Annotated in this window: 11 protein-coding genes; 10 read left to right on the forward strand and 1 reads right to left on the reverse strand. The window is 69.4% G+C overall.

Features of this window, described 5'->3' with window-relative positions:
- Positions 1-229: 229 nt before the first annotated feature.
- From ACQ260_RS08110 to arsC, 10 genes are all read left to right on the forward strand, one after another.
- Complete coding sequence (locus ACQ260_RS08110) at positions 230-592, forward strand: hypothetical protein (protein WP_432558922.1); 363 nt, start codon at positions 230-232, stop codon at positions 590-592.
- A complete protein-coding gene (locus ACQ260_RS08115; RefSeq protein WP_432558923.1) occupies positions 589-3,402 on the forward strand; it encodes a vWA domain-containing protein in 2,814 nt (937 codons plus the stop codon). Before ACQ260_RS08110 ends, ACQ260_RS08115 begins: the two co-directional genes overlap by 4 nt.
- A gap of 100 nt (positions 3,403-3,502) precedes the next feature.
- Entirely contained in the window at positions 3,503-7,069 is a 3,567-nt protein-coding gene (locus tag ACQ260_RS08120; protein WP_432558924.1) for a tubulin-like doman-containing protein, read from the forward strand.
- A complete protein-coding gene (locus ACQ260_RS08125; protein ID WP_432558925.1) occupies positions 7,069-9,798 on the forward strand; it encodes a hypothetical protein in 2,730 nt (909 codons plus the stop codon). The genes ACQ260_RS08120 and ACQ260_RS08125 overlap by 1 nt, the downstream gene beginning before the upstream one ends.
- Positions 9,799-9,811: 13 nt before the next feature.
- Complete coding sequence (locus ACQ260_RS08130) at positions 9,812-12,625, forward strand: PspA/IM30 family protein (RefSeq protein WP_432558926.1); 2,814 nt, start codon at positions 9,812-9,814, stop codon at positions 12,623-12,625.
- A complete protein-coding gene (locus ACQ260_RS08135) occupies positions 12,615-15,383 on the forward strand; it encodes a GAP1-N2 domain-containing protein (protein ID WP_432558927.1) in 2,769 nt (922 codons plus the stop codon). The genes ACQ260_RS08130 and ACQ260_RS08135 overlap by 11 nt, the downstream gene beginning before the upstream one ends.
- Positions 15,384-15,443: 60 nt before the next feature.
- Positions 15,444-16,460, forward strand: coding sequence for a hypothetical protein (locus ACQ260_RS08140; protein ID WP_432558928.1), 1,017 nt, complete (start codon positions 15,444-15,446; stop codon positions 16,458-16,460).
- Entirely contained in the window at positions 16,460-17,611 is a 1,152-nt protein-coding gene (locus ACQ260_RS08145; protein WP_432558929.1) for a TRAFAC clade GTPase domain-containing protein, read from the forward strand. The genes ACQ260_RS08140 and ACQ260_RS08145 overlap by 1 nt, the downstream gene beginning before the upstream one ends.
- Before the next feature lie 102 nt (positions 17,612-17,713).
- On the forward strand, positions 17,714-19,807 hold the full coding sequence (locus ACQ260_RS08150; protein ID WP_432558930.1) for a glycoside hydrolase family 3 protein: 2,094 nt from the start codon (positions 17,714-17,716) through the stop codon (positions 19,805-19,807).
- A 30-nt stretch (positions 19,808-19,837) separates the two neighbouring features.
- Positions 19,838-20,194, forward strand: coding sequence for an arsenate reductase (glutaredoxin) (gene arsC, locus ACQ260_RS08155; RefSeq protein WP_432558931.1), 357 nt, complete (start codon positions 19,838-19,840; stop codon positions 20,192-20,194).
- Between the two features lie 6 nt (positions 20,195-20,200).
- On the opposite strand, the gene ACQ260_RS08160 is transcribed toward arsC, so the two are convergent.
- Positions 20,201-20,758 (reverse strand): DUF1707 SHOCT-like domain-containing protein, encoded by a 558-nt coding sequence (locus tag ACQ260_RS08160; protein ID WP_432558932.1) that lies wholly within the window; start codon positions 20,756-20,758, stop codon positions 20,201-20,203.
- Between the last annotated feature and the right edge of the window lie 7 nt (positions 20,759-20,765).

The following is a 20,765-nucleotide window of genomic DNA, read 5'->3' on the forward strand; positions in this document are numbered from 1 at the left end:
GGGCGGGCAGGACAATCCATTCACGGGATCCGTCCCCAACAACCCGCTCAGTGCCCCGAGCGCGGGGAATCCGCTCAGTGCCCCCAGCGCGGGGAATCCGCTCAGTGCCCCCAGCGCGGGGAATCCGCCAGGGGCATCGACTGCAGGCCAGGGGTCGCCGTTCAGTTTCGGCGGAGCCACGCAGGCCGCACCGCCACCGGGGCAGCCAGCGACCGCGCTGCAACCGGGCGTGCCTCACTCACCGGCGGGTCAAGGGGCATTCGGCACTCCCACCGCAGCGCACGGCGCATTTACCGCGGCCAAACCTCCGACCTGGTTGCTGTTCCTCGCCGGCGGGCTGGCGGTGGCGGCGGGTCTGGTTGCGGTCTTCTTCGGCAGTCCCGTGGTTGCCATCATCTGCTGGCTGGTGGCCGGCCCGGTTGCGATCGGGCTGCTGGCCCTGTTCGTGATGAAGGACACTTTCGCGCGTTCGTCCGACCTCTATGCGGCGCCCGGCTGGGTCAAACCGCTGCACACCGTCGCGATCATCGTCTGTCTGATCTGCATATTGGCTCCGGCGCTGCGGATCGCGGATTGGGTGGGACACCTGTGAGAACCACATTCACCACTGCAGTTCGCGCGGTGCTCGCCGGCCTGCTCCTCGGCGTCGGCGGCGTAGTCCTCGGACTCGCCCAGGCAACTCCCGCGCAGGCTGCGGAGACGGCGGCGGACAACTACGTCGCTTGCCTCAACGGATCCAAGCGTGGCGACCTGTTGATCCTGATCGACACGTCCGCTTCGTTGCAGGCGAGCGATGCGGAAGCCGCTCGCATCAAGGCGGGTGAATATCTGCTCCGTCGGCTGGCCAAGTCCGCCGACGATGGCAAGCTCACGCTCAACGTCTCACTCGCCGGGTTCGCCAACCGCTATGAGCCGGGCACCCAGTGGAGCGAACTCAATCCGGGCAGCGTGGACCGGGTGCTGGGGGACATCCGCGACTATCAGAACCGCAACGCCGGCCAAGGCACCGACTATTGGCTCGGACTGGACGGCGCCCGGCGCGCGCTGAGCGACCGCAAGCAGGCAGCACCCGACGCCTGTCAGGGCATCGTCTTCTTCTCCGATGGCTCCCTCGACATCGATCGCGCGCCGGATGAGGACCAGAATCCGATCGATCGGCCCTACGCTCCGGACAACCCGTTGCGTACGCAGGCCGACCGCGACGCTGCGAAAGCCGCCGCCACCGAGTCCATGTGCCGCAGGGGCGGGCTCGCAGACCAGGTCCGGGTCGTCCCGATCACCTTGTTCGGTGTCGGGCTGACCGCCGCCGGCACACAGGCGAGTGACTTCGATCTGATGCGGCGCGTCGTCGAGGGCGGCTGCGGGGAGGAGCCGGCAAACGGCCAGTTCGCCCTCGCACAGGACATCGACTCGATGTTGCAGGCGTTCGACCGGATCGCGGGCGAGGGCACCAGGCAGGAAGGTCGCTATTGCCAGGACGAGCAGGCACAGCTCTGTGAGGAAGGCGCTCACAGCTTCGTCCTGGATGCATCGATCAACTCGGTGTCGGTCCTCGGCTCCGGCGATATCGACGAGCCCAGGATCGTCTTGGTCGGGCCCCGTGACCAACAGCTCGAGCTGCGGCAATCACCGCTCGGTGAACCGCAGCAGGCCCAAGTGGAGGGGGTGGCCGTCTCCTGGACCTGGATGTCGCAGAAGACCTTCTCCGCCACGCTCGACTCGGCCGGCCACAACGATGTCTGGACCGGACGTTGGCGGTTGATCTTCTTCGATCCCACCGGCGCAAACCCGCAAGCCCGGTCGCGGACCTCCATTCACATCTCCGGCAACGTCTTTCCGGTCTGGCCGGACGCGCAGCGCGCCGAGGTGCGTGCCGGTGAGTCGACGCCCGTCACTTTTGGCCTGGAGAACGCCGACAAGCAACCGATCCAACCGGATCAACTGCTCGGCCAGGCAGCGATGGACGTCACCCTTATCGACGCCGACGGCAACGAGCACCCGATTGCCCGGGGACTCGGCCGGGACGCGATCACCACACCCCAACAACTCAATGCGACCCAACTGAAGCCGGGCCCTGCCTCGGTCCGCCTCGCGCTCCGGGTGACGACCGCCGGCTGGGATGACCCCCGGACCGGTGAACGCGTGCCGGGCACCGAACTGCGCCCCCAGCTCAGTGACATCCCGTTCACTGTCCTCGCCCCGGTCGGGTTCGGCCGGGTCGATCCGAGCGTCCACTTCGGCACCGTTGAAGGTCCCGTGAACCTGAGCGCAGCCTTGCCGGCCCACGGTCCCGGATGCGTCTGGCTGGACTCGACGACCGCTCCGGAGATCCGCACCGGCCCCGCCGAGATCACGGGGGTGACCATTGCCTCCAGCGCGAACAGTGCCGAGACCTGCCTCCGTGTGGCCGACGGTGCGAGCCAGGACCTCCCGCTGACGCTCACCAGCGAGCAGACAGGCTCCGGCGGCCTCACCGGCACTTTTGTCGTGAAGATGGCATCGCTTGACGCGCCGGACCGGGTTCAGGATTTCACCGTGGATTACGGTGCCGAGATCCGTCGCCCGCTCAACAAGGCCAATTTCATCCTCACTCTGATCGCAGCGCTGCTGCTGGGGCCGGGCATCCCGCTCGCTCTCCTTTATCTCCTGAAACGAGCCACTGCCAAGATCCCGGCGCGCCCCCTGCTCACGCAGGCGGTTCCATTGCAGGTCGACGGCTCCCGCTTGTCGCGGGACGGAGCTCCGTTCGCACTGCGGGACGGGGACCTGCGGACGATGGCTCAGATCCCTTCCGGCGGAGCCCGGGTCGTCGATCTCGGTGGCATCCAGTTGCGGACGCGGACCGGCAAGTCGCCGTTCGGCGCGGGCGACGTGCTGGTCATGGCCGGCCAGCACGTCGGAGCCTCCTCGGCCGATGCCCAGCCGGTGGGATCCGACCACCGGGCGAGGCTGCCGCTCGCCGTGCACAACAACTGGGTCCTGCTCCACGACCCGGCAGGCCCGGCTAATGCCGCGACAGCGCTGCTGCTCGTCGCCGGCGACGGGACACCACAGGAACGCCAGAAGTTGGTCGACGATCTCAACCGGCGGGGGCCGCAGGTGTTCTCGACGTTGCGAGCTCTCCGCGCTGGGGGCGATCATCCGGGCAGCCCCGGCGGTGGAGGTGCACCTGACGGCGGCAACCCGTTCGGCGGTGCACCCCGGCAGGGTGGGGAGTCAGTTGGCACCAATCCGTTCGGGAGCGGACCCGCGCACCAGGGTCCGCAGTGGTCCAGTGCGCAAGGTCAGCAGCACCCACCGGCCCAAGGGCAGCACCACCGGCCGACGCACGGGCAGCACCCGCCTGCGCCCCAACCGCCGGGCCAGGGGCAGAATCCGTTCGGCCAGAACCCCTTCACCTGATGGTGCGGGCCTTGGCCGCGCGAGGGCCTAGGCTGCTAACCGCGTCCTGGCGGGGTCGTGGGGCAGCACGAATGACGTCGATGAGGGGAGTTCGGCACAGATGAGGCGCTTCTTGGTGGTCGGTTGCGGTGGATCCGGCGGGTCCACGCTGGTCTACATGATGGATCAGCTGCGGTCCGACCTGGCGGCCGAAGGTGTCGACCACCTGCCCCGCGGGTGGCAGTTCGTGCACCTGGACGTTCCGAGCGCGGAGGAGAAGGGTCCGGACGGTCTCGGCAACGTCGAGCATCAAGGCGGCCGCTATTTCGGGCTCGGGCCGAAGTCCGGGTCCTACGCGGATCTCGACTTCGCGGTGTCGCGCAAACTGTCGTCGGCGAAGGCGCTCGATGCGATCGCCACTTGGGCGCCCCGCAATCCCGGCGCAGTGGCAACGCCCATCTCGGTCGGCGCGGGACAGTACCGTTCCGTCGGCCGCATGATCACCCTCTCCAAGGCCGATGCGCTGCGCGCCGGTCTGCTGGCGGCCTGGGAGGACCTGCACCGAGTCGAGACCCATGGCGACATGAAGTCGGCCGCCGCCCGGTTGCGCATGGGGGGCTATTCGGAGAACGAGGTCCCCATCGTTCTCATAGTGTCGTCGATGGCCGGCGGTGCGGGCGCGTCCATGGCGCTCGACGTGTGCCGCCTGCTCACCACGATCGATGGCCTCGACCCCAAACTCATGGCCGTGTTCATGGTCTCCTCGGACATCTTCGACTCGTTGCCGGAGTCCGCGCGCTCAGGCGTACGCTCCAATGCCCTCGCGATGCTGGGCGAGATCGTGGCCTCCCAGACCGGAGCCGCGCAGAAGCATGATGTGGACACGCTGAACGCGCTCGGACAGCAGTACGGGCAGGGCGCCGCCATCCCCTTCGCGCGCGTCTTCCCGGTCGGTCGATTCGTCGGCTCCCAGCGCACCATGTTCGGCGACGGGTCGCCGCGCGCGGTCTATCGCGGTCTGGCCCGTGGGCTGGCGGGCATGATGATGTCCGAACCCGCGACGGACCAGTTCGTCTCCTACGATCTCGGCAACACCGGCTCGATCCCGCCCGACTCGTCCTACCTCGGCTGGGGCGCGCAGCCCGACCCGCTGCCGTGGGGATCGTTCGGCTTCGCCTCGCTGTCGATGGGGAGGGATCGGTACGCGGAGTACGCAGCCCAGCGGATCGCGCGCTCCAGTGTCGATCGGCTATTGGACGGCCATCTCCAGGAGGGCAACACGGCCTCCGGAACCGAACAGGTGCGTGCTCTGCTCAATTCCCAATGGGGACGGCTCTGCGTCGATCTGCAGCTCTTGGACGCGCCGTCCTCGCAAAGTTCTTTGGCGCTGGGGAGTTGGCTGGCCGGGCAGGCGATGGCACCGGCCAACGTGCCGGGGGAGTCCCACCAGGTCGTCACCGCGCAGGTGATCAACCAGCTGCCACCCCCGGACGGGCACGAGGCGACCCAGTGGGCGCCGATCCTGTCCAGCACCCTGAACTCGAAACGGGCGAACCTTTCGGACAGCGCGGCCCGGATGGCCTATCGCTGGGCGTTCGACTGGCACCAGGCGCTCCTGCACCGGCTGGTCGACGTGTTGGGCGGTGCGATCGCGAGTCTCGGATTGCCGTATGCGGCTGCGGTCGTCGAGCGGCTCCGCAACCACCTGCGGGAGTCGTTGGTGCCCGCCGCCACCGAACTGCGGCGCTATGACCAGAGCGACATCGTGGCGCTGTCCCCGCAGCTCCAATCGAGCATCGCGAACGTCAAGGGAAAGATGACCAACGGGCAGACGATTCTGACCCGGGTGGCGGACGAGATCTCGGCGAGTCTGTCGCAGCACACGTACGCGAAGGCGTCCGGACTGCTCGCCGAAGTGCTGGAAGCCTTCATCACCGACGTGTTGAACCCGTTGGCGGATGCCATCGCGGAACAGCAGCGAATTCTCGAGCAAGCGCGGGCCTCCCAGGCCCGCCATGACGGCTTGGCCCGGTTGGCCACCAACGAATATTCCGCATGGCCGTCGGATGCGGACATGAAGGCGCCGGAGCGTTTCGACGAAGCGAACAACGAGGTCCTGCTGACGAACTCGGCTCAGTTCCTGCCGCAATACACGGTCGATATCGAGGCGGCCATCGGCGGCGACGGCACGCGCCCGGGGACGCGGATGGGCTTCGCTCAGGCACGTGGCGGCGTGGTGAGCCGGGTCGTGTCGGGACGGTGGGAGACCACCGGTGGCGTGCAACCGCCCGGCGGTCTCATCGAGCTCACGAACGGCTGGGCCTGCCGCGTGTTCCCGACCAACCCCTTCAACGGCGAGGCGGTTGTGCCGTCCCGGGCGCGCTTCGACGTGCACGCCCGACCTGCCGAACTGCTCACGAGAGCGCGCATGTTCGTGGCCCGGCCCGAGCAGTCGTTCCATCGGTTCTGCTCGATGTCCTTGCGGGACTACGTGCGGGGTGTGGGCGCAGCGGAGTCCGAGCGGCAGGCGCGGATCGACGACATCGCCGGCAAGTTCAACCAGGCGCTGACGCTGGCGCTGCCCCTGATCTCCGCGATCGACTCCGCCGTCGCGCTGTTGCACGGCGGCAAGGGGGTCGAATACCGCTTCAAGTTCTCGGCCGTGCCGTTCGCCGACCTGCAGGTCGCGGCAGACCTGGAGAAGGTGATCATCAACAATCCGCAGATCGATGCGTCCACCCGCGACAACTTTCTGCGGTCCATCGACGATTCCGATCATGTTCGGCGGCTGGACATCTTCGGGTCCTATCCGCTGTATGCGCCGATCTGCTTCGATTCCGTCCTGAGGCCGGTGTCGGAGCAATGGTCGACGACCTCGCCCGCCGGCAGGGACGCCTTCTGGTCCAACCGCCGCGCACGGCCGCTGCATTCGGCGTTGCCGATGGCGGATGCCGAACGCCGGGCCATGGTGGCCGGTTGGTTCCTGGGCCAGATCGTCGGGGCAATCCGGATCCCCGAGTCGCCGTTCAACCGCCCGGTGGAGATTTTCGACAAGGACAATCGGGAGTGGTTGGCCTTCCCGCACCCGCTGCTCACGCCGCCCGAGCGATTCATGGCGCCCTATGACTGGCTGCCGGCCGTTCTCGAGTCGATCCTCATCGCGATGGCCCGATCCCACCAGAATCCGGTGATGGGGTCGCTGCAGCCTTATCGGGTGCTGCGGGGCCTGTTCGACGCGAGCTCGCTCGGACCCGCCGCGGGCATCGTCGAACGTTCGGGCAAGCAGGCGTTGGTGCATTGGCTGGCCGAGGGGGATTTCGGGTCCGGGGCGCCCTCGCGCGTGCCGGGAGCGATGGACGCCGCCGACCCCACTGGCAGGGCGGACGCGGCGCGGAAGTTCCTCGCGACCATCCGGGACCTCGCGGGTGTGCACTTCATGGCACCCGGGCAGGACGGCGCGGTCGGTGGCGGCACGTTCTCAGTGATCGATGACCGATCGGTGGCTGCCCAGTCGCCGATCTTCCGGGATGTCGCTCCGGATGTGTACTGGGCGTGTGGAGAGCTCACGACCATGCTCGACGATGCCGAGCAGGCCGCGCTGAACCCGGTCGCCGGGGGCACCGGCCAGGCCCCGATCACCGTGGAAGCGAAACGGATCGAGATGCCCGACATCGGCGGGGCCTTCTGATGACTTCCCTGGTGATCCTCGTCTGTGCGCCCGGTCCCTTGACGGCAATCGGGGACACCCTGGCGGACTGGTCGACACCGGGCCTGCTGCGAGGGTTCCTGTGGGTGGAGACCTCTGCCTGGTCCTCGGGTGCTCCGATCCGTGGGCGCACGCCGGCCCTCCTGGTCGCCGGTGGCCGATCCGTGGGGACCACGGTCGAGGAGACGCTCACCACCAGCCAGTTCAGCCGCGTGCGACTCGTTGTGCTGGTGCCGGCGGTGGCCGGTGCCGGCGGCGTTCCCAGCGAGGTCGAGCACGCCATCCACCAAGCGGTCCTGAGCACGTCGTCCGTTCCGGCGGTGGATCTCATCCGGCTCGTCGTGACGCGACCCGAGTCGGGGCCGGTGGCCGCCGACCTCGTGCGTGAGGGCTGGCACAACTTGATCATCGCCCCCGAGGAGTCGCGTGGCCCGGGTCTCGGGCACTCGGTCCTGCGCCCCTCGACCGACCCGATCGAGATCGCCCCGGACGCGGCCGCGTGTGTGGCCGGTGTCGCGGGGCTCTGGCAGGACCTCGATCAGGGCCCCTTGGACGACCAGCCCGCGCCCTTCGGGCAGACCCTTCGGCTCGTGCGGTCGTTCTATCGCAACTTGGACGCCAGCGAGGTCGCCGAACGCGTGCGAACCGGCGTGCTCGCCCTTGACGAGGGCGTGCCACTCCCGCGCCAGCACGGGTCCCAAGCCGTCTATATCGACGACGCCGCGATGGCCGCCGACGACATGGCGCGGGCGATGCTCGGTCGCCACGCTGGGTTGTTCCGCGGCGAACGCATCGCCCCCGCGGCCGTCGCGGCCCAGAAGATCGGGGCCGGTCAAGCGGTCAAATGGCTCTTCCAGTTCATCGGGGCCTCCGTGCGGATGGCGCCCGAGAAGTGGTATTCGATGGTCTTCGGTGATGTCGGCTCCGCCATCGCGAACCGCACCCAGCAAGCGGTTTTCGGGGCGGACCCGTCCGCGTACGCCGTGGTCGCTCAGGGCCAACTGGCCGCCGGCGGGGCGGACTGGAGCGAGGTCGGCAGGGCTTCCGCCCATCTGGACCAACAGCTCGACGGTGGAGCGCCGCGCACCCACGAGCTGGCGGGGGATTTCTCGCCGGTGTGGGAGGACTATGTCGAGTCTGGCCTGACCCTCCTGGACGCAGGGGACCGCACGCATGCCACACCGATCAAGGTCGGCACCGAGCGGGGTGTTCTCCGCCGGGTGGACGACTGTGCGCCGGGTCCGGCCGACGCGTTCCGGGTGCCCGGCAGGATTGCCGCGGCGATCGGCATCGCCGATGTACGCGCCGCGGACCCCCTCGGTCAGCACACGTTCGGGGCGCGCCTGCGCCAGCTCGGCAGTCAGCCGTCGTTGGCCAGGGACGCGGATGCGACGTTCCGCGAGTTCGAGACCTGGAAGTCCCGGACCAGCGGTTCCTATGCGGCTCGTGCCGGCGCGATGCTCGCCGAGCAACTGATGGGCACCTCTCAGGAGGTCCAGCAGTTGATGGCTCGCGTCGCCGGTGCGGACGAACCCGGCTCCGCCGACAGCGGGACGATGGCTCGGCAGAACCGGATCGCCGCATGGATGCGGACGCTGCTCTTCGTCTTCCTGGGTCTTGCGATCGTGCTCGGCATCGGGGTCGGCGTGGGCCTGGTGACCTGGTGGGGTGCACTGGCCGCGGGCGGCGCCGGTCTGCTGGGGTGGTTGGTCGGCTCCTTCGTGCTCTTCGCCCAAGGTCAGCGGGAGTTGTTCCGTGATCTCAACCGCCGCCGCGCCGAGCTCTCCCAGCGCGATGCGGACGAGGCGAATGTCCGCACGGCCGTCCGGGATCTCGCACGGCAGACCGAGGCCTATGGACAGTTCCTGGACTGGACCCGGGTGCTCGGCGCGGTGGTGCACGCGCCCTTCGGGGATGTCGCCCGGACCGCGCCGGACAAGGGCATGATTGCTGCCGGCCTGCCCCTCAACACCAGGATCGGACGAGCCGAGGTGGACGAGGAGGCGACCGCAGAAGTGGTGTCGCTCATGCGGCGCGACCTCCTTCAGGTGGGGTGGCTGAGCCGCCCGTGGACCGCCACGCTCGCGGACGCCGGCGCACGGCTCGGCGTGAAGGCGCAGGACCTCACCGCCGATCCCCGCCGGATGTTCGCGCAACGGGCGCGGGTCGGCGAGTCCTGGCTCACGGCCTGGGCCGACGAACTGGAGAGGAACGGGGTCGGCAGCGCCTCCGGGGACCAGCTGTGGCATTTCGGGATGCAGCGGCTCGCCCAGCGCGATTATCGCTCCCGGCTGGTGTCGCGTGTGCTCGTCCCCGGCTCGGGCGGGGCGCAGCCTGCTCCGTTGCCCGCCGATGAATTCCTGGCCGGCGTGGGCGAACGCCAACCGCAGCGCGCGAAGTTCGACCACGGTGTGCTCGCCCGAGAAGCCCGGCTCGACGGTCGTGACGGAGTCACCGAAACCTGGCCTCTGGAACGCATCGACGGGTTGAGCAAGCGAGCGGTGCTTGTGGAGTTGGGGGAAGGCCTGCCGGCGTACACCTTCGACCTCGGCGAGCGTGCGACCGCACCGACCCCCCAGCCCGGACCATCGATCGTGCCGCCGGACCCATTCGCGGACGTGACCCATCCGACCTCCGGCGGCCAAGGCACCGCCGGCCGGCCCGTCGGCCGCCCGCCGGCTCAGGCGCCCGATCCTGGCGTGGTTTTCTGAGGGGGCGGACAACATGATGGACCAAGCCGGTCGGCGGCGTCAGGTGCTGTTGGCGTGGGCATTCGTGCAACGCAACAGGGGAGAGGCGGTGCCGACCAACGAAGACCTCATCCAGATCGCGATGGCCCGGACCGTTCCGCCCGGGCTGCGAACACCACTGGCGAACCGCTGGGCACACGTGCTGCATCATCTGATGTGGCTGTCGGATCAGGGACACCCCGATCCCGTCAAGGACGCGCTCCAGATGGCGCCGGCCGGCCCGCCCATCCCGGGTCCGCGGCCCGCCCCGCAGCACTTCGGGCCGAGCCATCAGCCGTCGGCCGCTCGGCCGCCCTCGGTGCAGCCTTCAGCGGTGCAGCCCTCGCCCGCGGACTTTCCCCAGGGAGCGCCGTCGCAGCAGCGCGGTTTCTCCGCGTCGGTGCAGCGGGTCATTCAGCAGCTCAATCAGGAGATCGACGTCGCCACGGAAAGGGCCCGGCAGGCGTTGGCCCAGGGCCGCGACGACTTGGCCGGGCCACAACTCGTGCGGCGGAACACGCTGCGGCAGCGGTTGGCCCGGATCGTCCGGGGTGAGGACCCCGGCGAGGTTTCCGCAGCGTCGGCAGCCTCGGCCACCGGGATGCCCTCGGCCGACGCGCCCGAGCAGTTCGAACGCGTGGGGGCGGCAGCCGACGCCGTTCCTCCACCGCCCAGCCACGAACCGGATCAGGGCACCGCGGCCCCGCCACCGTTTCCCGCGCAGCTCCATCAGACCCAGGAATCTGCCACCGAGCACACCGCACCGCTCCACCTCGAGCGGACGCCGGCTCCGCCCGCCGCCTCCCCGCAGTCCGAGGACCCGCTCCAGCGGCTCATGATGTGGCGCAACACGGAGGGCATCGACGAACTCAAGGACCGCCACCTGCGCCAGATCGTCAACTCGGGTGCCCGCACGGTCGACGAGGTGGCTGCCTCCCTGCCGGCGTCGCTGAAACCGCTGGCCGGTCGGATCGGCGCTGTTCTGGGTCTTGCCGAGCCCGTCACCGCCCCGATCGAGGAACAGCGCCCGGCACCGCCGGCGCAGGCGGGGCCGATGGGCCGGCAGCAGGAACCCGCTCCCCGGACCTCGGAACGGCTCAACCCGCAGGCCCTCACCTGGGAACAGCCGCAGCAACTCGGCGAGGAGCTCAACCGGTTCGCCGCGATGGACTTCAGCAGACCGAGCGGTGACCCGGTCCCGCTTCGGGTAGCGCCGCGCGCGGATGGCTCGCTCACACTGCTGTGGCCGGAACCGCAGGATTCCGCACCGGTCCGCATCTATCGCGTCGTCTCAGACGACGGCTATGCGCCCGTTTCGCCGGACATGGCGGAGGTCATCGCGGTCACGGGGCAGCGCACCCTCATCGACCCGCGCCCGTTCTCCTCGGCCGTCCGGCACTATCAGGTGTGGGCCAACGTCGGCGCGTCCACCGAGGATGCCCTCATCGAACAACCCGTCCTGGTGGCGCACCTGCCGGTCGTCGCGAAGCCGTCCGACATCGACATCCGCGAGGACGAGGGCCGGGTGATCGGCCAGTGGACGCTGCACGGGGACGTCCGTCGGGTTCAGATCTTCCGCGTCCCGGTCGAACGTGCGGGTGGCGGTCCTGGCAACCCGGATTATCGGATCTGCGCGGACACGCCCAATCTGTCGGGTTTCGTCGACGACGCGGCCGAGCCGGGCCGCCGCTATCTCTACCAGTTGTTGGTCGAGGCCGAGGTCAACGGCACCCCGCAGCTCTCGCTGCCGACGTCCATCCCGGTGACCACCTCAGCCGTCCTCCATCCCGTGGCGGACCTCGCCTGCACGCTCGGCGACGACGAGGCCCAGCCACGGTTCGACCTCGTCTGGACGGCCCCGCAGTCGGGCCGGGTGGTGATCTATCGCACGGCGGACGGCCCGCGGGCCGGTGCGGATGCGGAGACCGCCGACGAGTCCGCTCTGCCGCAGATGGGACTGCGTCCGGAAGACCGGCTGGCTCACCCGATCCTCGCGGAGGGGGACCGCGGCAGCATGCGCGATGTGCCGTGGCCGAGGGGCTGGTCGCGCACCTATTTCACCCCCGTCACACTTCTCGACGGCAAGGTGCGCGTGGGTCGGACCACGTCCCAGGTCCGCACCGGGACGGTGACCGACGCCCGCATCGTCGAACGCGTGACCGAGCAGGTGTTGACGATGGACTGGCCGGCGGGGGCCGCCGCCATCAAGGTGTACGCCTCACGACCCGGGCAACCTGCCCACGAGGCGATCGACGGCGCGGAGCCCATCGCGGAGATCTCGGAAGACGCCTATGTGCGCCTGGGCGGCCTGCACTTCACGCGACCGCTCGACGCCGGCGGATGCGATCTCCACCTCCTGCCGATCTCGTTCGCGGGCGGCCACGCGGTGGCGGGCCGTCCGACGACCGTGCGCTATCGGGGTCTGCTGAAGCTCTGGTATGACCTCGAACTCCGCCGCCCCCGCATCGGCCGCGGTCAGGTGCTGTTGTTGGTCCGCATCCGGTCCGACCGGCCCAACCCGACCTCACCGGCATTCGCGCTGATCCACAATCCCGACCGGCTCCCGCTCGATGTCAATGACGGGCAGCCGATCATGGTGCAGTACGCGGTCGACCAGGTCCAGGCACCGTCCCCACGCTTCTGGCCGGCATCGCTCACCACCGCCCCTTCCGAGCCGGGCTGGTTCGGTGACGTGACCGGACGGACGGGGTTCGTGCGGGTTTTCGTGGACATGCCGCGCAATCCGGAGATGGGGACGGTGGCCCTGCTGGACCCGCCGTTGCCGAACCTCTATCTGGGTGGTCGCTGACGTGGCTGCTGCGGTGTCCGAAACAGCCCCGCGGGCGCGCTGGGGTCAGCTCACCTATTCATCCTTCGATCGCAACGACGGCACCGGCGGGGGCTGGCAGGTCAAGGACACGACGGGTGGCCTCGATCGCGAGGAGCAGGAGTTGTTGCGCGGCCGGGTCCAGACGCAGGTGGACTCCGGCACCGATCTGCCGCGCTTTCCGACCCCGGCGGAGCTGGAGGAACTCCCGCGCCGCCTCGTCCACGCACCGGCCGACCTCCGCGGAACCGAGACGGCCTTGTGGCACCACGTGCCCGCCGGGCACGATGCGTCCGGTCGGCCGGGCAACGTGTTCGCGCACGTGGTGCTCGACCGCAATCCTGCCGCCGTCGATGAACTCCGGCCGATCGAGCGCTGGCGCAGCGGCGACTGGCTGACCCCCTTCGGGCCGGAGTCCGTCCTGGCGGCGACACTGACGCGCACCGAGCCGCCGCGCCCGGGACCGCTGAACCGCGACACCATCGCCTCGTGGCTCTTCGCGCCCCGCCAGTGGCGGATGCAGACGCTCGCGGTGCTGCTGGACGCGGTGCGCGCCGCCTTCCACGGCGGCCCGCTCGTGGCGCTGGGGACCGAGGACATCGACGAAGCCGCCCACTGGATCGCCGCGGTCTCGTTCGCGATGTCGGCCGGCACGGCCCGCGGTTTTTTCTTCTCGACGCTGGAACGACCGCAGACTCTGGCCGAGGCTGCGGAGCGCGGCCTGCACCTGGTCTGCGTACCCCACCTCGACCTCCCCGCCCTCACCCGCCGCCAGGGAATCGTCGTCCTCGACCCCGCGGGTGTCATCGATCTCGGCGATCTGGACGGCGAACCGCATCGGACCCCGCGCGGCGACGAAGTCGTGGTGGGGGAATGGTCCGTGCTGATCCAGGAGATCTTCAGCGATCCCCGCGCTCTCGCCGATTCGGTCGCCGAGCTCGACCGCATCGCGCAATCGGTCGGTGACTCCGGTCTCGACCCCGCCTGGCCGGCGGCGATGCTGGTGTCGCATCTCCCGGACGCCGAATCCAGGCGGGAGGCGAGCCGGGTGATGGCCGAGTGCGCGCCGCCGCAGTTGCGCTCCGTGCCCGAGCTGTACGCCTCAGCGGTGGCGGGTCTGCGCCGCGAGGTCGACGGCCGAACGGACCGGGCCTGGCGGCAGGTCACGAAGCTTGGGGCCGACAGGGAGTCGAATCCTCCGACGGTGGCCGGTGAGGTTGCGATCAACGTCTATGCCGAGCTTGCCCTGGCCGACGAGCCCTGGCTGGCCGGGCAGGGTCCGGCGAAGCTGCCGTCGAGCCGGTATTTCAGCCCCGCCCCCGAAGCCGCACTGGTCGGCGTCGCCCAGCTGCTGGCACCACAGATCAGCGCCTTCTCGCCCGACCTGCCGCCCGAGGTGATGCTCGACGAGGTCCGCGCCGGCCTGCATTTCGTCGAGCTGGCCCTGCGGCTCGGGCTCGCCCATGACCGGGATCTCTCGGATCGGCTCTACGGAATCTGCCAACGGACCATTATGCCGGCCCTGCTGCACCCCGAGCTGGGCGCCGCGCTAGTCGACTCGGTCGACCGGACGGTGTCGGAGGTGGCTAGGCACTGGTTGTGGACCCAGCTTTCCGGCGTCGCCCTCGTCGGGGTCCCGGGCGAGCGGGTCGCGCCTGCCGTGCTCGACACGCTCGGTCCCGGCGAGAACGACCCGGACCCCCTGTCCGCGACGTGGGCCTGGCTGTCCACTCACCCCGGACCCGACGACGTCATGATCAGTCCGCTGCTTGGGGAGTTCGCCTGGCACCGCGTGCAGCAGGGCGAAGCGGGGCAGGATGAGCGCTTCTTCGCGGTCTGGGCGAGCCTCGAGGCAGCCACCCGGCAGGGCGACCCGTCGCTCCTGTCCTCGGCCACTGCGTTGCTGGAGCCGCAGTGGGCGCTCGAACGACTGATTCAGTTGCACCTGCGCTGGCACCGGGCGGCGCCGCCGGAGTGGTTCGTCCGTGCCCTGGCCGAAGCGCCGCCCGGGCACCCCGACACGGGCTTCCTCGCCGGCGAACTCGCGGAGCGGACCGGCGATTCACCGGTCATCCCATTCGCCCAGTTGCTGCTGGTCCTCGCAGGGCCGGACTGGCTGACCACCGGACCCTATGGCCCGACCTCGCCGGCAGGGTTGACCCAGGCACTGGACGCGTCGGCCGAAGGGCTCCGTCTGGCCCGCCGTCACGGCGCCGAACCGGCACGCGAACTGCTGCGCAGGGTGAACGCGCTGGTGGTGCTGGGTCTGCTCGCGGCACGTGCCCGCGTGGCCGGCGTAGCCGACCCAGCTCAGTTGGAAATGGCCGCCGGACGGGCCCAAGCGAGCGTGGCTGCTTTCCGGGAGGCCGAGTCCGGGTTCACCGCGGAGGAGGCGCAGGTCCTGGTCACCTGGTGCGACGAGTTCGGCGTGTCATCGACGGCGCTGACCGAGCTCCTGCTCCTCGCAGATCCGCGATCCAGCCTCCGCGCACCCGGAGACCGGGTGGCCGGCTGGCTCCACGCGGTCACCACGGGCGATGCGGACAGCCCCCCGATCACCGCGCTTGTGCTCTCGGCACGGCTCAGCCGCGACGCGAGCTCGCGCGACCGCACCACCGACGAGGCCATGGCGGCACTGCGGTCCACGCCCGGGAGCGCCGACGACCGCGCCGTGCGGCAGACCGAACGCTTCCTGAACGGCTGGCTGCGTCAGGCCCAGACCGGGCGAGTGCGCCGATGAGATGCCCTGCGCCGGCGCCCGCGTCCGCCGAGCCGAATCCACTCACAGAAAGGCGGAACCATGCCCACCTATGTGCTTGAGGGTGGATCCAGCGCGACCCTGCCCGCGAAGCCGTTGACGCTGCGGGTCCAGGGCCCGGGCCAGGCTGATATCCGTCTCGAGGCCCGCCAGAACGGCGCCCCCGACCCGAGCGCGCTGAGCCCCATGCCCGGGATGCTCGTCCTGCCCCGCGTGACCGGCCCGCTCGAGGTGCGGGTCATCCCGATGCGGGAACGCACGTTTCCGTCCGCGACCGTGATCGCGCTCTCGGCGGCGATCGAGATGCACCGTGACCAGGATCCGGAGCGTGCGGTCATGCAAGGTGTCGACCTGTCGGGCCTTGCCGAACGGGAACTGCTGCGGATCGAACCCCACGGCGACCGCCTCCGGCTCATTGCCCTCGGCGTGGTGATCGACGCGCCGCTGCCGCCGCTCGCCGCGAAGGCCCGGGATGCAGCGCGGGAACTGTTGGGGGTGGAGCGGGTGCCGGCCGCCGACGCCAGCGCGCTCGTCATCCGGGTGGACGGGTCGGCGTCGATGCGCCCGCTGGTCCTGGATGGTTCCGTCGGCGCGGCGCTCGAGGTGCTGGTGGGCGTCTCCCGGGTGACTGCCGCCGACCTGCCCGTGACCGCCGAGGCCGGCAGCCCCGACCCCCGAGAGGTGGCCGGCGAATCGGTCGGTGCGCTCCCGCGGGAGGTCCACGAGGTCCTCGGCTCGATGCCGCTGACGACCGGGTTCCGCTCGGCAGGGCGAGTCCGGTCCGGCGACCGGGTGACCCTGTGCGTCGTCAGCGACAGCGTGCCGGCGGATCTGCCGTCCGAGCCGCAGACGGCGCTCGCGCTGATCGCCGCCCGCAGCGCCCGCGACGTCCTCGCCCCGCGCGCACCGGCAGGGACCGGCTGGATCCCGGTGGGCGAGTGGGGCAGGGAGTCTGCGTACTCGATCCTCACCGACGACCCCGCTGCCCTCCGGCAGGCGGTCGGGGGACTGTTGGAGGCGATGGTCCCGGCCGACTCGGAGTTGCGAGCGAGGTTCTGATGACGAAGTGTCCCTATTGTTTCGTCGACCTGGCCGAACAGCACGCCTTCCAGTGTCAGGGCCGCTGCAACGCGGTCGAGGACCCCGTCGGCACCCGCTTGTGGGGTGCGCCCCGGGTGTGGAAACCCACGATCTTCGTCTCCCCGCCGCCCGGCAACCCGGCCTGGCGACCGCCGGAGAACCCGGTCTGCCAGCGCTGCGACGGGCCGATGTCGGAGTGCTGCCCGACGTGCCACCAGTTCCTGCCGCTCGACTGGCGGGCCGGCCAGGCGACGTGCATCGCGCTCGCGGGCGCCCGTGCGACGGGCAAGAGCATCTATATCGGCGTGCTCGTCAAGCTGCTCGACCTGTTCGCGGAGGCCCACCGGACAACCCTCGGCTTCGTGGACGGGGCCTCCCGGGAGGTCTATCAGCGGATCTATGAGGAACAGCTCTATGTGCGGCGCGGCATCATCGCACCCACACCGCGCGCCAACCTCGCCGACTCCTATCAGCGTCAACCGATCATTCTGAGCCTGGGCATCCTGGGCGGTCGCCGCCGCTATCTCGTGCTGCGTGACGTCGCCGGCGAGGACCTGGAGAACCGGGTCGACGACGCCGGACATCTGAGCTTCTTCGCCCACGCGTCGGTCGTGCTGTTCCTGTTCGACCCGACCCGCGTCCCGGAGGTGCGCAACCAGCTCCAGGACCTCATTCCCGCCCAGCTTCACTCGGGCGGCGACCCGGCGATCGTGCTCAACAACCTCAACCAGCTGATCGGTCCGGGCCGGCCTCGGCTGGGCGTCGTGCTCAGCAAATTCGACACCATGCAGACGCTCACGCAGGTCGCGGACACCGAGCTCAGCCGAGTGATGTCGAACGCCGGGGCGGCGTTCATGCGGGATCCGGGCGTGTCGATGGCGGGCTATGACGAGAGCGACGGCCTGCTGTTGGACGCCGAGGTGCGCAGCCTGCTCCAGCGGCTCAACGCCGGGCACATCGTCACCGTCATCGAGAACCCGCATTCGGGCCGCAAGCTCGACAACAGATTCTTCGTGGTGTCCGCGCTCGGCGCGCCGACGGAGGGGGAGAAGCTGCACGACCATGGCATCGCATCCTTCCGGTGCCTCGACCCGATCCGCTGGGCGTTGCGGGCCGACGCGGCGATCTGAGCGCCCCGCTCACGGGACGCGGGAACATCCGGCAATCCCTGACCCGGTGGACAGTGGTTCGGTTAGGTTGATCGGAAATCCGCTTCACACAAGGACGTGGTCATGGAACAGCCGGCACTCGAGGTCCGCTCGAAGAAACTGATCGAGGTCGACGGACACCAGTTCAAAGATCTCAACGGCAACGGTGAACTCGATCCCTATGAGGATTGGCGGCTGAGCCCCGCCGATCGGGCTGCGGACCTCGTGAGCCGGATGACCGTCGACGAAAAGGTCGGCCTGATGCTCATCAACAGCCGGTTCACCGGCTATCAGACCGCCGACGACGAGCCGAAGTCCCATGACGGCATCCTCGACGAGCGCGAGATCGAGGCCGGCACGTCGATCTTCGCCACCCGCAGGGTCTATCCCACGACCGAGACGATCCAGCGCATGCACCTGCGCCACTTCATCCTGCGCGAGAACGAATCGCCCAGCCGCGTGGCAGCGTGGAACAACGCGATGAACGAGGTCTGCGAGGAGACCCGGCTCGGCATTCCGTGCATCACCGCATCCAACTCCCGCAACGAGAACGGCGAGATGGTGTTCGGCATGAACGATGCCGTCGGCATCTTCTCGACCTTCCCCGCGACCATGGGCCTCGCGGCCGCCGTGCTCGGCGACAAGGCCGATGGCGGTGACGCCGCACTGATCGACGGGTTCGCGCAAGCGGTGCGCCTGGAGTGGACGGCGACGGGGCTGCGCAAGGGATACATGTACATGGCCGATGTCGTCACCGACCCTCGCTGGCAGCGCATTTATGGCACGTTCGGCGAGGACCCAGAGCTGGTCAGTGACATCATCACGCGGCTCATCCAGGGTCTGCAGGGCGACGAGCTCGGCCCGGATTCACTGTCGACGACCATCAAGCACTTCCCCGGCGGCGGCCCCCGGGACAACGGGTTCGATCCGCACTATGTCGAGGGCAAGTGGAACTGCTATCCGACGCCGGGCAGCCTGGACGACTATCACATGCCGCCCTTCAAGGCTGCGGCGGCGAAGGCGGCGTCGTTCATGCCGTACTATTCGGCGCCCTCCATCAAGCGCTCGGTCGTCCAGGCGATCGACGGTGAGGACGTGCCCTACGAGGAGACCGGGTTCGCGTTCAACCACTATTTCCTGAACCACGTGCTGCGGGACCGGCTGGGCTTCACCGGCTATGTGAACTCGGACTCCGGCATCACCGACAACATGTGCTGGGGCGTGGAGGAGCTGAGTCGTCCCGAACGCTTCGCCAAGGCCGTCATGTCCGGCACCGACATCATTGCCGACACGAACAACATCGAGGACCTCAAGGCCGCGATCGACAACCAGTGGATCAGCTCGGACCGCGTGGACGAAGCGTGCCAGCGGCTCCTGGTCGAGATGTTCGCGCTGGGTCTGTTCGACGGGCAGACCTATGTCGATGCCGAGGCCGCCGACCAGAGGGTCGCGGATTCGCCGGGTTGGGCCCTGGCGACGGAGGCGCACCGCAAATCGGTGGTCGTGCTGAAGAATTCGGGGGGTACGCTCCCGCTGTCCACCGGCGGAACGGTCTATGTGGAGGTCTTCCACAAGGATCCCGAGCAGGCTGCTGCCAAGACCGCGCAGGCGCGGGAGGAAGCCGCGACCGCCGGGGTGCAGGTGATCGACGACCCGGCGCAGGCCGACGCGGTGGTGCTGTTGCTCGATCCGCAATCCGGGGACTATTTCAACGCGACCCCGGGGCTGCTCGAGCTCACGATCTGCGAGGACAAGCCGTTGACGGCCCTGAACGGGGACGCCTACACCGAAACCACGATCGCGAACCTCGCCCGCTTCCGGGAACTCGCCGGGGAGGCACGGGCCCGTGGCGCGAAGGTTGTCGTGTCGGTGAACGTGTCACTGCCGTGGGTGCTCGACGACGTGGAGCCGCTGGCCGATGCGCTCGTCGCCGGGTTCTCGACGTTCTATGGCGCGCAATTCGAGGTGCTGACCGGAGCCGCGCCGGCGCACGGCAAGCTGCCGATCACGTTGCCCGCGAGCGAGGCCGTGATCGCGGTGGACGCCGACGGCGTGTGCGTGTCCCCGAACGACGTGCCGGGTTATGCCAAGGAGCAGTACATGCCCGACGGCCTGACCTATGCCTTCGTCGACGGCGACGGGAACACCTATCGCCTCGGGCACGGGCTCCGCTATTGAGCTTCGGGCACGCGGGTTAGGGTGTCGTCCATGGCTGACGTGACGATCTATCACAACCCGCGCTGCTCGACTTCCCGTGCGGCGATGGATGCTGCGGCGGAGGCCGGTGTCGAGGTGGACACCGTGCAATATCTGAAGGAGCCGCTGGATGAGGCGGGGCTGCGCACGCTGCTGAGCCAGCTCGAGGATCCGGCGACCGACCTGGTCCGGCGCGACGCGCATTTCAAGGAGCTCGGTCTGACCGACGCGGATGTCGCGGACGCGGACCAGGTCGTCCACGTTCTTGTCGAGCACCCGAAGCTCATGCAACGTCCGGTGCTGGTGAAGGGCGGACGGGCAATCATCGGGCGGCCCAAGGACCGTGTGCCGGAGTTCCTCGCCGGCTGACCGACGTCACTCCAACTCGCGGCGCCGCTGCCTCTCCTGACGCTGAATTTCCCGGTCCTGCCGCTTCTCCTGACCGCCGAACACCATGGTCGTCAGCACCAGAATCGCCATGCCGAGCGCCGGCCACATGGGCCAGTAGTAGCCGAGCGTCCCGTCGCTGAGAGACGTCCAGACCCACACCAGATTGGTCACACCGACAACGAACAGCGCGGTGCGGGTGACCCCGCTCGGCGGCAGGGCGAGGCCGGCGAAGGTGCCGGGCGCCTGCTGGGGGGCCGGTGGTCGGCCGGGGGGTTGGGCAGCGACCACACCGGGTGCCCGGCTGACCTGGATGTCGTTGAGCAGCGGCACGAGTTGGCCGAGGTGGTTCGCCTGCAACGCGTCGCCCAGTCGTTCGGTGTATTCCTCGTGCGTGAGTTGCCCCTGCGCATAGGCTTCGCTGATCACGTCCCGCGCGGTCTCCCGGTCGACGTCTCCGGCGCGCAGGTCACCCGACGCCCGCGGATCGACGGCGAATCGGGTCCAGACGGATTCGGGCTGGCCGGGGTGGGCGGGGGTGTCCATGCGATTC

The sequence above is a fragment of the Ammonicoccus luteus genome, from assembly GCF_050880385.1.
Taxonomy (GTDB): Bacteria; Actinomycetota; Actinomycetes; order Propionibacteriales; family Propionibacteriaceae; genus Enemella.